Consider the following 13,535-nt stretch of genomic DNA (forward strand, 5'->3'; position numbering starts at 1 on the left):
CGCCCGCTCAGGCGGCGACCACGGCCACGCCGGTCCGGCCGCCGTCCACGTCGAGCACCGTGCCGTGCACGAACGCGGCCTCGTCGGACGCGAGGTAGACGGCCGCGTACGCGATCGACTCCGGCCGGCCGCTGGCTCCGGCCGGAGTGCCGCGCATCATCGCCTCGGCCATGTCGTCGGCGGACTCCGGGCGGACCACGCCGGGGGAGACGGCGTTGACGCGTACCCCCTGCGGCCCGAACTCGGCGGCCCAGGCCCGGGTCAGCGTCTCCATCGCGCCCTTGGTGGAGCTGTAGAGGGCGCTGACCGGGACGCCGAGCCGGGCGATCCAGGAGCCGAGGTTCACGATCACGCCGGAGCCGCGCTCGGCCATCCGCGGCGCGATCGCGGCGGTCAGGAAGAACGGCGCCTTGACGTTGACGCCGTACACCTCGTCGAACATCTCGCTGGTGACGGTCGGCGTCGTCGACGGCGGGTAGATGCCCGCGTTGTTGACGAGCACGTCGATGTGCCCGCCGAGCACGCGCGCCGCCTCGTCGGCCAGCGCCCGCGAGGTGGCGGGGGAGCCGTCGAGCGAGGCGGCGACGAAGTCGGCCCGCCCGCCCGCCGCGCGGATCTGCGCGACGACCTCGCCGCCGCGCTGCTTGTCCCGGCCGGAGACGGCGACGTGCGCGCCCTCGGCGGCGAAGGCCAGCGCCGTCGCGCGGCCGATGTTGCTGGTGGAACCGGTTATGAGGGCCGTCTTTCCGGCCAGGCGAGTGCCCACGGTGCGAACCTTCCTCGATGTCGCGGCCAAGATTGGACCGCTCAGTCCAGACCGTAGCACAGAGAATGGACCGGCCGGTCCAGTTCCGGTAGGCTGGCCGCCGTGACCACTGCTTCCCCGGCCGCGCGGCTGACCAGCAAAGGCGTCGCCACCCGCACGCGCATCGTCGCGGCCGCGGCCGATCTGGTGCTGGCGCGCGGGGTCGGCGGCACCAGCCTCGACGACGTCCGTGCGGGCACGCTGACCAGCAAGAGCCAGCTCTTTCACTACTTCCCCGGCGGCAAGCGCGAGCTGGTGCTCGCCATCGCCGCCCTGCAGACCGAGCGTGTCCTCCAGGCGCAGCGGCCATACCTGGACAGCCTCGACACATGGGAGTCCTGGGAGGGCTGGCGGACCGCGCTGGTCGCGCACTACGCCGCCCAGCCGCACTGGGGCTGCCCGATCGGCACACTGGTCAGCGAGCTGACCGGCACCGACGCCGCGGCCGCCGCGGAAGTCGCCGCCCACCTGGACCGCTGGCGGGCCTATCTGAGCGCGGGCCTGCGCCGGATGAGTGAGCGCGGGCTGCTGCGCCCGGACGCCGACCCCGACCGCCTCGCGCTGGCCGTGTTCGCCTCCGTGCAGGGCGGCCTCCTGCTCAACCAGGCCACCCGTGCCAACGAGCCCCTGGCCGCCGCCCTTGACGGCGCCCTCGCCGCCCTCCACGCCGCCGCCCCCTCGGACTCCCGGGAGTAGCCCGATCGGTGGACGGCGATGCGCCGGGCGGGTAGGGGGCGCGACGGGAGTTATGTACCATCGGAGAGCGCTCTCCGATCGACGCCGCCCGGAGCGCGTGCGTGCACTCTAGCCCCCAGGATGCCGCCGCGTCCGCCGAAAGGACAGCTGCCGTGAACTCCCGCCTGCCGTACCTCGACCCCGCGCTGCCCACCGAGCAACGGGTCGCCGACCTCATCGGACGGATGACGCTGCCGGAGAAGGTCGGGCAGATGCTCCAGCTCGACGCCCGCGACGGCGTACGCGCCCTGGTCGAGGACATGCACGTCGGCTCGATCCTGCACACCTCCCCGGAGCGGGTGCTGGAGGCGGCCGCGCTGACCGAGCGGAGCCGGCTGCGCATCCCGCTGCTGGTCGCCGAGGACTGCATCCACGGCCACTCGTTCTGGGTCGGCGCCACCATCTTCCCGACCCAGCTCGGCATGGCCGCGACCTGGGACCCGGCGCTGATCGAGCGGGCCGCCCGCGCGACCGCCGTCGAGGTCGCCGCCACCGGCATCCACTGGACCTTCTCCCCGGTGCTGTGCATCGGCCGGGACCTGCGCTGGGGCCGGATCAGCGAGACGTTCGGCGAGGACCCGTTCCTCATCGGCGAGTTCGCCTCGGCCATGGTCCGCGGTTACCAGGGCGACGGGCTGGACGACCCGACCGCGATCCTGGCCTGCGCCAAGCACTTCGCCGGCTACTCCGAGACGCAGGGCGGCCGCGACGCCAGCGAGGCGGACATCTCCCGGCGCAAGCTGCGCTCCTGGTTCCTGCCGCCGTTCGAGCGGGTCGCCCGGGAGGGGTGCCGCGTCTTCATGCTCGGCTACCAGTCGATGGACGGCGTGCCGATCACGGTCAACGACTGGCTGCTCAACGACGTGCTGCGCGGCGAATGGGAATACCGGGGCACCCTGGTCACCGACTGGGACAACGTCGGGCGCATGGTGTGGGAGCAGCACATCTACGCCGACTACGCGCAGGCGTCGGCCGCGGCCGTGAAGGCCGGCAACGACATGGTGATGACCACGCCCGACTTCTTCCAGGGCGCGCAGGACGCGATCGCCAAGGGCCTGCTCGACGAGTCCGACCTGGACGCCGCCGTGGCCCGCATCCTCACCCTCAAGTTCGAGCTGGGCCTGTTCGAGAACCCGCGCCGCCCCGACCCCGCCCGGCAGGCCGAGGTCATCGCCTGCGCCCCGCACACCGACCTCAACCTGGAGGTGGCCCGGCGCTCGCTGGTGCTGCTGCGCAACGACGGCACGCTGCCGCTGTCCGGCGGGCTCACCGCCGGGGCCGACGGCCGCGCCGCCGCGCCCGCCGACGCCCCCTCCCGCCGGATCGCGGTGGTCGGGCCGAACGCCGACGACCCGCACACCATGCTCGGCGACTGGGCCGGGGCCTCCGGCCAGTGCGACTGGCTGCCCGACGGGCATCCCCGCGAGATGATCACGACGGTGCTCGACGGCCTGCGCGCGCAGGTCCCGGCGGGCTGGACCGTCAGCCACGCACGGGGCGCGGACATCCTCACCGCCGGGCCGGACCCCGAGGGCGACACCTTCCCCGACGGCCAGCCCCGGCCGCACGTGGTCATCCCGTCCGCGCCGGACGCGGCGATGATCGCCGAGGCGGTGGCCGCCGCCCGCGACGCCGACCACGTCGTCGCCGTCGTCGGCGACCGGATCGAGCTGGTCGGCGAGGGCAAGTCCACCGCGACGCTGGAGCTGGTCGGGGCCCAGGTGGCGCTGCTGGACGCGCTCGCCGCCACCGGCACCCCGATGACCGTGGTGCTGGTCAGCTCCAAGCCGCTGGTGCTGCCGCCGTCGGCGCTGAACGCCGCCGCGATCGTGTACGCCGCCAACCCGGGCATGCAGGGCGGCCGGGCCCTGGCCGAGCTGCTGCTCGGCCTCATCGAGCCCACCGGGCGGCTGCCGATCTCGTTCGCCCGGCACGCCGGACAGCAGCCGACCTACTACAACCAGGTGCGCGGCCAGCACGGCACCCGCTACGCCGACCTCACCCAGAGCCCGGCGTTCGCGTTCGGGCAGGGCCTGAGCTACACCACCGTCGAGTACGCCGACCTGCGCGTGCTCACCCCCACGGTGACCGCCGCGGACACCGTGCGCGCGCAGGTGCGGCTGGCCAACACCGGCGCCCGCCCCGTCCGCGAGACGGTCCAGGTCTACGTCAGCGACACCGTCACCTCGGCGACCTGGGCGGACCGGGAGCTGAAGGCGTACACCCAGGTGGACCTCGCGCCGGGGGAGAGCCGCACCGTCGAGCTGACCCTGCCCGTCGCGGACTGCACCATCGTCGACGCCCGGGGCGTGCGGGTCGTCGAGGCGGGCGCGTTCGAGCTGCTCGTCGGCTGCTCCTCCCGCCCGGAGGACCTGCTGCGCGCAGGGTTCACCGTCGTCAGCTGAGCACGGCGGTCGCGGACCGCAGGGCCGCCACGACCCGGATCACGGTGTCGCGGCGGCCCTGCGCGCACGTCACCGTCCATGACGGAGCCCCGCGACAGGGCATGTCGCGCCGCCACTAAAGTGAGCCCGCACCTGGATCGATCGCCCCCTCCCCGCGTTCGAAGGACAGCGAGCCATGGCCCGTCGAGTCGGCTACCGCGCCAAGTTCCGCTACTGGTTCGACAACACGCTGTCGCGCGGCACGACCGGGCTGATCGGCTGGCTGGGCGTGGCCTCCGTCGCCATGATCCTCGTCATCACCGCCGCGCTGGAGCTGGTCGACACCGAGGGCAGGCATCCCGAGCCGCTGCGGCTGCTGTGGGAGACGTTCGTGACCACGTTCAGCCTCTCCGCGCCGACGGACCAGGCGTTCGTGGCCACGCTGCTGTGGTTCGTGCTGGCGCTGGGCGGCATCTTCGTCGTCGGCGCGCTGATCGGTCTGCTCACCAGCGGCGTCAACCGGCGGCTGGAGCAGCTGCGCAAGGGCCGCTCGCAGGTGCTGGAGACCGACCACACCGTGGTGCTCGGCTGGTCCGACCAGATCTACACGGTGCTCGGCGAGCTGGCCGAGGCCAACGCCAGCCGCCGCCGCGCCGCCGTGGTCGTGCTCGCCGAGCAGGACAAGGTGACCATGGAGGACCGGGTCCGGCACCGGCTGCCCGACACCGGCCGCACCCGGCTGGTGTTCCGCACCGGCAGCCCCTTGGACCTGCGCGACCTGGAGCTGGTCAACCTCAACGAGGCCCGCTCGATCATCGTGCTGGCCCCGGACGGCGTGCCCGCCGAGGACGCCGACGCGTTCGTGCTGAAGATCCTGCTCGCCATCAACAAGGGCCCGGCGTTCCGGGGCCGCCCGCACCACGTGGTCGCGGCGGTGCGCGACAGCCGCAACCTCGCCGTGGCCGAGCTGGCCGGCGGCGACGCGGTGGTGCTCGACGGCGACGACATCGGCGCGCGGCTGCTGGTGCAGACCGCCCGGCAGTCCAAGCTGTCCGTGGTCTACCACGACCTGTTCGACTTCGGCGGCGACGAGATCTACATGACCGCCGAGCCGACGCTGGTGGGCCGGCCGTTCGCCGAGGCGCTGCGCGCGTACCAGGTGTGCTGCCCGCTGGGGCTGCTGCTGGCCGACGGCAAGACCGTGCTCAACCCGCCGCCCGGCACCGTGATCAGCCCCGGCGACCGGATCGTGCTGCTCGCCCGCGACGACTCGATGATCAAGCTGGCGACCCGGCAGTTCCCCGTCGACGAGACCGCGATCGTGCACGGCGTACGCGGCCCGGCCGCCCCCGAGAGCACCCTCATCCTCGGCTGGAACCGGCGCGCCACCCGCATCATCGAGCAGCTCGACGCGTACGTCGCCGCGGGCTCGTCGGTCGACGTCGTCGTCGACCGGCCCGACGCCGGCCCGGCCGTGAACCGGCTCGCGACCCGGCTGCGCAACCTGACCCTGCGCGCCCGCACCGGCGACACCCGCGACCGTGGCCTGCTGGAGACGCTCGACATCGTGGCGTACCACAACGTCATCGTGCTCGCCGACGACGACCTGGACGCGCTCACCGCCGACTCCCGGGTGCTGGTCACGCTGCTGCACGTACGCGACATCCTGGCCGGGCGCGGGCCCGGCTCGATCGTCAGCGAGATGCGCGACGAGCGCGACCGCGCCCTGGCGCAGCTGACCAAGGCCGACGACTTCGTGGTCAGCGAGCAGCTGGTCAGCCTGCTGATGACGCAGATCTCGGAGAACAGGCACCTACGGTCGGTGTTCGCCGACCTGTTCGACGCCGACGGCGCCGAGATCTACATCCGGCCCGCCAGCTACTACCTGCGCCCGAACGCGCAGGTCACCTTCGCCACCGTGGTCGAGGCGGCCTACCGGCGCGGCGAGGTCGCCATCGGCTACCGCATCGCCGAACCCGGCGACGGCCACGGCGTCGTCCTCAACCCCGACAAGGAGCAACTCATCCCCGCCATCGACCGCGTGATCGTCCTCGCCTCCAGCTGACCGTCCAGAACTTTTGCTGGTGCGATCAGAAGTTGTGTCAATCTCGCATTAACATCTAGACATTCAAAAAGAAGAATCATAAGGTTCCACTCGCCAGGCAACGGCGTGCCGGGCTGATCACCGGACGTAGCGCGACGAAGTCCGTCCAGGTCCAGGCACGCCGCTCCGCGGGCTGCCGCGCCGACGACGGGTCTCGTCGTCCCCCGCTCCCGCTGGAGGAACCGTGTCCAAACCATCCCGACGAGCGCGCCTGCCCCTTGTGGGCGCCCTCGCCACTCTGCTCACGGCCGCGAGCCTGGTGGCGCTGCCCGCCGCCGCCGCGGCCGCCCCGCCGCCCCAGGAGCCCGGCGTCACGCTGCGCGTCTTCGACATGCCGGCCGGTATGACCAAGCTGTGCACGCTGAAGGCGGGCCAGACGCCCAACATCGACAAGCTCATGCCGATCGTCAACTGGACCACCACCACCGACTTCGGGCTGGCGGACAACTTCCTGGTCCACGTCCTCGGCAACGTCAACATCAGCACCGCCGGCAGCTACACCTTCCGCCTGATCAGTGACGACGGCTCCCGGCTGCTCATCGACGACAACCTTGTCATCGACCACGACGGCCTGCACGGGGCGAGCGCGAAGGACGGCGCCGTCACCCTGAGCACCGGCTACCACTCGCTGAAGATCGAGTACTTCGAGGCGACCGTCGACAACCAGCTCACGCTGCAGTGGCAGACGCCGGGCTCGACCACGTTCGTCAACGTGCCCAACTCCGTGCTGAGCACCGACGCGGGCGTCGTGCGGGTCACCGCGCCGGGCAAGAAGGAGTGCGAGGCCAGCGGCGACTCGCCCGGCGACGGCCTCCCGCTGACCGGGGTGCACCCGAACTACACCCTGATGAACCTGCGCCCGAGCGGGTTCAACCCGCAGGTCACCGGGTTCGACTGGTTCCCGGACGGCCGCCTGGCCCTGCTCACCTGGGGTGGCTCGGAGACCGTCGCGGGTGAGGTCTGGATCCTCAACGGCGTCACCGGCAACACCAGCCCGAGCCAGGTCACCAGGACCAGGGTGGCCAGCGGGCTGCGCGAGCCGATGGGCATCAAGATCGTCGACGGCAAGATGTACGTCTCCGAGAAGCAGCGGCTCACCGAGCTGAACGACACCAACGGCGACGGAATCATCGACAACTACCGCACCGTGGCGACCTGGCCGTTCGACGGCAACTTCCACGAGTTCGGGTTCGGCCTGCTCTACGAGGCCGGCTTCTTCTACCTGAACCTCTCGGTGTCGATCAACTACGGCGGCGCCACCACCGACCCGCAGGGCTCGCCCAACCGCGGCACCACCATCAAGGTCGACCGCAACACCGGCGCGGTCACCTACATCGCGGGCGGCCTGCGTACGCCGCACGGCATCGGCTGGGGCCCGGAGAACGGCATCTTCGTCACCGACAACCAGGGCGGCTGGCTGCCCTCGTCGAAGCTGCTGCACGTCAAGCAGGGCCGCTTCTTCAACCACTACATGAACCCGGCCGGCCCGTTCGACAACGCCGCGCCCACCCCGCCGGTGCTGTGGATGCCGCAGAACGAGATCGCGAACTCGCCGAGCACCCCGGTGCTGATGAACAGCGGCCCGTTCGCCGGTCAGCTCGCCATCGGCGACGTCACCTACGGCGGCCTGCAGCGGGCGTACCTGGAGAAGGTCAACGGCGAGTACCAGGGCGCGCTCTACCGCATGACGCAGGGCCTGGAGATGGGCGTCACCGAGGTCAGCATCGGCCCGGACGGCGCCTTCTACCTCGGTGGCCTGCACGGCGGCGGCAACTGGGGCCAGGAGGGCAAGCTCACCTACGGCTTCCAGAAGCTGATGCCCAACGGCGGCAACGCCTTCGACATCCTGGCCACCCGGGCGCTGACCAACGGCTTCGAGATGGAGTACACCCAGCCGATCTCGGCGGCCACCGCCACCAGCCTGGCCACCAAGTACAAGGTCAAGCAGTGGCGTTACGTGCCCACCGCGGCGTACGGCGGCCCGAAGGTCGACGAGGAGACCCTGACCGTCTCGTCGGCGACCCTGTCCGCCGACAGCAAGAAGGTCACCCTGGTCATCAACGGCCTCAAGCCGGGCCGGGTGGTGCACATCCGCTCGCCCAAGCCGTTCGCCGCGGCCAACGGCCAGTCGCTGTGGAGCACCGAGGTCTGGTACACCCTCAACAGCATCCCCGGCCAGCAGACCGCCACCAACCTGGCGCTCGGCAAGCCCGCCACCGCGGACAGCTCCTGCGCCACAGCCGAGGGCCCGGCGAAGGCGGTCAACGGCAGCGTCACCGGCGGCACCCTGGACAAGTGGTGCTCGCTGGGCGCGACCAAGTGGATGCAGGTCGACCTCGGCTCGACGCAGTCCGTGAACAAGTTCGTGGTGCAGCACGCGGGTGCGGGCGGTGAGGACGTCGGCTGGAACACCCGTGACTTCAACATCCAGGTGAGCACCAACGGCACCTCCTGGACGACGGTCTCCACCACGACCGCGAACACGGCAAGCACCACCACGCACAACATCACCGCCGTGTCGGCACGCTACGTCCGGCTCAACATCACCACGCCGACCAACAACGGCAACGGCGCCGCTCGCATCTACGAATTCGAGGTGTACGGCGGAACCGCACCACCGTCCAACAACCTGGCCCTGGGCAAGACCGCCACGGCCGACAGCTCCTGCGGCACCACCGAGGGCCCGGCCAAGGCCGTCAACGGCTCGGTGTCCGGCGGCAACAGCGACAAGTGGTGCTCCTCGGGCGCGACCAAGTGGCTCCAGGTCGACCTGGGCGCCAGCGCGTCGCTGAGCCGGTTCGTGGTCAAGCACGCGGGTGCGGGCGGGGAGAGCACCGCCTGGAACACGCGTGACTTCAACATCCAGGTCAGCGCCAACGGCACGTCCTGGACGACGGTCACCACGGTGACCGCGAACACGGCCAGCACCACCACGCACGACATCGCGGCCACCTCGGCGCGCTACGTGCGGCTCAACGTCACCACGCCGACCAGCGACGGCAACGCCGCGGCCCGCATCTACGAGTTCGAGGTGTACGGCACCGGCGGCACCAACCGCATCCAGCTGTTCGACGGCACCAACCTGAACAACTTCGAGAAGACCGACGGCACGGCCGCGACCTGGCCCGTGTCCGGCGGCTCCGCGGAGGTGCTGGGCGGCGACATCCGCAGCAAGCAGGCGTTCGGCGACTTCAAGCTGCACATCGAGTTCTGGCTGCCGAACCTGCCGCCGGACGTCACCGGGCAGGCCCGTGCCAACAGCGGCATCTACCTGCAGGACCGGTACGAGCTGCAGGTGCTCGACTCGTGGGGCGACACCACCCCGGCCAACAACGAGTGCGGCTCGATCTACCTGAAGCTCGCGCCGTCGTCGAACGCGGCGACCGCGCCGGAGACGTGGCAGACCTACGAGGTCACGTTCCGGGCGGCCCGCTACAACTCCTCCGGCGTCAAGACGGAGAACGCCCGGGTCACGGTCGTCTGGAACGGCGTGACCATCCACAACAACGCGCAGATCGACGGGCCGACCGGGGCCGGCGCGCCGGAGGGGCCGTCCGTCGGCCCGATCCGGCTGCAGGACCACGGCGACCCGGGCGCGAACGTGCGCTACCGCAACATCTGGGTCGAGCCGATGAGCCTCTGACCTGGTGAACCGGCGGGAGGCGGCCTTCCTGGGGCCGCCTCCCGCCCCTTTGTCCAGCATCGGGACCCGATCTCGCCACCTCAACCCACCCACCCACCCACTCTCAGCGCGCCGATCTTGCGCGAACTGTGGGTGCGACACGCTCGAATCAGGCTCAATCGCCCTCGTCAGCTGCAAGATCGACCTGATCTTGTGGGAGGCGGGGGTTGATGATCGCTACCTCGTGTCCAAAGGTGCGGTAGAACCGCAGATCATGACACGAAGGCGCGATCTTGGCCCCCGGTCGCGCGACGTACCCCCCACTGAGTACGGCGGTTCCAGCAATATGCGACCGGGCCGGACGGGAAGATGCAGTGGTGACCGGCGAGTGCGATGCCCCGGATCTGCCCGCGGGCGCCGACCTGCTCGCGCTCGTGCGCCGGTTCGAGCCGGTGCTGCGCTACACCGCCGGTGAGCTGTTCTTCCCGATGCCCGTCGAGCAGTACCTGGCCGGCGCGGCCCTGTGGTCGTCTCGCCGGGACAGCCGGGGCACCGCCACGCTGCTCGTCGACCACGGCAGCCTCGACCCGGACAAGCTCGCCGAGCAGGCCCGCGCCAACCCGGACGCGCCCCTGTTCCTGCGCTACGCACCGGCCTCGTTGCAGCGCCGTGAGCTGCGGGAATGGCGGCGCCGCCCGGACCGGCCCACGTTCACCGGGGTATCCCGGCTGGCGGCCGTCGGCCTGCTCGGCCGGGTGATCGACTCGCTGATGCGGCTGTCGCTGACCCTGCGCGGCCGGGTGCCGGGCGGCCTGACCGCGGCCGTGCAGCGCCAGTACGCCGCCGTCGCCGACCCGTACGACGCCTACCACGCCCACGTCAGCACCGACGGCGGATACGTGGTGATCCAGTACTGGTTCCTGTACGCGATGAACGACTGGCGGACCAGCTTCGCCGGGGTCAACGACCACGAGTCCGACTGGGAGCAGCTCACCCTCTTCCTCGTGCCGTCCGGCCCGGAGCCGGAGCCGCACAGCGGCGACGGGTACACCGTGGCGTGGGTGGCGCTGTCGTCGCACGACGAGGTCGGCGCGGACCTGCGCCGCCGCCCCGACGACCCGGACCTGACCTGGTCGGGCGGCACGCACATCGTCGGCAACGCCGGGGCGGGCTCGCACTCGGGGGCGTACCTGCCCGGTGACTACCTGGTCCGGGTGCAGCCGCCCGCGCTGGCCAAGCCGTTCGCCGTGGTCAACGCGATCAGGTGGGCGCTGCTGCCGTGGACCCGCAACCAGCCGCAGGCGGGTCTGGGCATCCCGTACGTCGACTACCGCCGCGGTGACGGCGTGCAGATCGGGCCGGGCACGGGCCGCCCGTGGACCCCGATCCTGATCGACTCGGCGACGCCGTGGGTACGCGATTACCGGGGCCTGTGGGGGCTGGACACCGACGACCCGTTCGGCGGGGAGCGGGCCCCGGCCGGGCCGCGCTACGAGCGCAGCGGCGCGATCCGGGCGTCCTGGGCCGATCCGGTGGGCTGGGCGGGCCTGGACCGGGTGCCGCCGAGCGCGGTCGCGCCCCGTGCTCGCCGGGACCGGGTCGCCGAGCTGGACGAGATCGTCGCCGACCTCGACGGGCAGATCGCGACCGGGCAAGAGGAGCTGCGCCGGGCCGCGTCGGGGCTGGAGGTGCTGCCGTCGACGGTCACCGACTCGCGGCGTGGCGGCGACGGCGCGGCCGTGCAGGTGACCGAGCGGGAGCAGGCGCTGGCCGCGCTGCGGACCCGCCGCCGCGCCGCCGTCAACGAGCGCGACCAGCTGCGCGAGGTCGGCGCCCTGGTGCCCGAGCCGCCGCCGCACGCCCACCTGCGGCACCGGGCGGTGCCCGACGTGACCACCCCGGCGGGGACACTGTTGCGCTTCTGGACCGGGGCGTCGCTGTCGATCCTGCTGATCCTGCTGGGCTTGGGGCTGCTGTTCGACGTGGGCGGCGGGCTGTGGGTGTTCGTCGCGGCGGTGCTGCTCGTGATGGGCGTGGAGGCGCTGCTGCGCGGGCGGCTGCTGCTGTTCCTGCTGAGCCTGGCCATCATCGGCGGCTCGGTGTACCTGATCTGGCTGCTCGCCACCAACCTGCGGATCGCCCTCGGCGTGCTCGCCCTGACCGCCGCCGTAGCCATCGGCGTGGCCAACCTGCGCACCCTTCTCGAACGCCGTTGATCACGAACCGGATGTGCCGTCCGCCGGCACGCTCCAGCCGCGCGAGCACGGCGGCGTGTACGCGAATGCGCACTTTCCATGGCCGGTGACCGGGACACGGCAGGCGCGCGAAGACCGTCGGCTCCCGGCCCGCAGGCCGGGAGCCGACGATGTTCCGTCAGGTGGAGGGATCTACCTGTTGAACGCGACCCACTCGGTCAGGCTGGCCTGAAAGATCGTCTTGCTCGTCTTGTGCTCCGGTTCATGGAGGTTGAAGACGTTCCCCGCGGAGTCCTCCACGTAGGTGAAGTTGGGGGTCACTGCATGTAGCGAGTCGCCGGCGTCGACCGGCGCCTGGGTGAACAGCACCAGCTTCATGCCGACCTGGTACTGCTCGGGCGCCGGGCCGAACTCGTACTCGGTCTTCTCGTTGCCGATCTGTCCGCCGATGGCACGAACGACGATCTCCTGACCGGGAACGAAGCCCTTGCCCTTGGTGACCTTGTCGATCTTGACGACCACGGGAGTGTAGATGAACTTGATGGCGCCGCCGCTTTCGGTGGCGCGGTCGACCTTGCGGGGAGCCTCGTGCCGGATGACCTGCCCGGAGAAGATGAGGACGTTGCCCTTGTACTCGATGGCAGACTTCGGGTCACCCTTGAGCTCGTAGCCGGACACGGTGGTCACGACCACCTGGTCAGCGCTCTCGGCCGGTGGCGCCGCAGGCGGCTGCGCGCAGGCACCGAGGGCCGCGGCTACGCCGCCCACGACGAGGATTCCGACCATACGACGTGAGTATGACTTCATTCTGAACTCCTTCCTCGTCAGTAGTGGGAGGCCATGCCGGCTTTGTCGTCGGCCGTCGTGTTCTGCTTCTTCGTCCAGTTTACGTACATGACCGATGCGATCTCGGCGCTGTCCGGCGCACCGCACGCGTCGGGATGGTGCAGCCCGTTCGCATGGCCGATCTCGTGCACCGCGATGGTGCGGACGTCGACCTGCCGGTTTGCCTGGCTCATCGTGCCGGAGGTGTTCCAGCTGAAGTTGGTGTTGAGATAGACCTCGGCGTGGGTGTGTGTGCCGCTGGTCGCCGGTCCGAGCGTGATTCCGGGAACGTCCGGAAGCCCGTACGACGGGAAGTAGACGCGGTCGACCACGAACTCCGGATTGGCCGTCCCGCTGTTCCAGATCGGTCCCCACAGCGCCAGCGAGGAGTTGGTGATGCCGTTCCATTGATGCATCGCGCCGCTGACGGCGGACTGCCAGCCTGCGGGGATGCTGCTTCGCACGTGCATCGTGTAGGTGGTGTACTGCCAGCGCGAGATCTTGCAGTAAGCCTGCGCCGGCTGGCCCGTCAACACTGCGGCGGCGGTCGCCGCCAGCATGGACATGGCGATTACCGCGGCTCGAATGCCGCGGCGAGTCCCCCGTGTCAAATTGTTCCTCCCCTATATTGAGGTTGGACCATCAATATAAGGAGCGGTCAATGCGAGATTCAAGTCTGAATTGGACGATTGGATCGTCGGTCCCGAAATATCCCGAGGTCAGGCCCGGGAAGGGAGATGGCGAGAATTCGGGACGCCGCGGGCACTGCCGAGATCGCTTGTGCCGGTCCTGTGTGGCGGCCGGGCAGCCGAGCCGTGCGGGGGAGCGCGCCCGGGCTGAAGAATCGATGGACTGAGCCATTGCC

General features: G+C 70.8%; 8 protein-coding genes. 5 read left to right on the plus strand and 3 right to left on the minus strand.

The features are described from left to right. Nucleotides 1–7: 7 nt before the first annotated feature. A complete protein-coding gene (locus CS0771_RS16905; protein WP_212841882.1) occupies nt 8–766 on the minus strand; it encodes an SDR family NAD(P)-dependent oxidoreductase in 759 nt (252 codons plus the stop codon). A 102-nt stretch (nt 767–868) separates the two neighbouring features. On the opposite strand from CS0771_RS16905, the gene CS0771_RS16910 reads away from it, so the two are divergent. The 5 genes from CS0771_RS16910 to CS0771_RS16930 all read left to right on the plus strand — a co-directional run bounded on the left by CS0771_RS16910 (nt 869) and on the right by CS0771_RS16930 (nt 11,866). Beyond that, the gene (locus CS0771_RS16910; protein WP_212841883.1) at nt 869–1,501 is read left to right on the plus strand and encodes a TetR/AcrR family transcriptional regulator; all 633 of its coding nucleotides are present in this window, start codon (nt 869–871) and stop codon (nt 1,499–1,501) included. Between the two features lie 152 nt (nt 1,502–1,653). Next, nucleotides 1,654–3,945 carry a glycoside hydrolase family 3 N-terminal domain-containing protein gene (locus CS0771_RS16915; RefSeq protein ID WP_212841884.1) on the plus strand — a complete coding sequence of 764 codons (2,292 nt, stop codon included), beginning with the start codon at nt 1,654–1,656 and terminating at the stop codon, nt 3,943–3,945. 175 nt (nt 3,946–4,120) lie between these two features. Next, on the plus strand, nt 4,121–5,989 hold the full coding sequence (locus tag CS0771_RS16920; protein WP_212841885.1) for a hypothetical protein: 1,869 nt from the start codon (nt 4,121–4,123) through the stop codon (nt 5,987–5,989). Nucleotides 5,990–6,212: 223 nt separating this feature from the next. Next, entirely contained in the window at nt 6,213–9,671 is a 3,459-nt protein-coding gene (locus CS0771_RS16925) for a discoidin domain-containing protein (protein WP_244870843.1), read from the plus strand. Nucleotides 9,672–10,027: 356 nt separating this feature from the next. Next, complete coding sequence (locus CS0771_RS16930; RefSeq protein WP_212841886.1) at nt 10,028–11,866, plus strand: hypothetical protein; 1,839 nt, start codon at nt 10,028–10,030, stop codon at nt 11,864–11,866. Between the two features lie 171 nt (nt 11,867–12,037). Here CS0771_RS16930 and CS0771_RS16935 read toward each other — a convergent pair whose 3' ends face one another. After that, a complete protein-coding gene (locus tag CS0771_RS16935; RefSeq protein ID WP_212841887.1) occupies nt 12,038–12,631 on the minus strand; it encodes a hypothetical protein in 594 nt (197 codons plus the stop codon). A gap of 38 nt (nt 12,632–12,669) precedes the next feature. Further along, nucleotides 12,670–13,236, minus strand: coding sequence for a matrixin family metalloprotease (locus CS0771_RS16940; RefSeq protein ID WP_212841888.1), 567 nt, complete (start codon nt 13,234–13,236; stop codon nt 12,670–12,672). Between the last annotated feature and the right edge of the window lie 299 nt (nt 13,237–13,535).

The organism is Catellatospora sp. IY07-71 (assembly GCF_018326265.1).
Taxonomy (GTDB): domain Bacteria; phylum Actinomycetota; class Actinomycetes; order Mycobacteriales; family Micromonosporaceae; genus Catellatospora.

What these genes read in the sequence shown, in the direction of transcription:
- CS0771_RS16940 (WP_212841888.1), bottom strand. Translation starts at nt 13,236, where the DNA reads ATGTCCATGCTGGCGGCGACCGCCGCCGCAGTGTTGACGGGCCAGCCG.
- CS0771_RS16935 (WP_212841887.1), bottom strand. Translation starts at nt 12,631, where the DNA reads ATGGTCGGAATCCTCGTCGTGGGCGGCGTAGCCGCGGCCCTCGGTGCC.
- CS0771_RS16920 (WP_212841885.1), top strand. Translation starts at nt 4,121, where the DNA reads ATGGCCCGTCGAGTCGGCTACCGCGCCAAGTTCCGCTACTGGTTCGAC.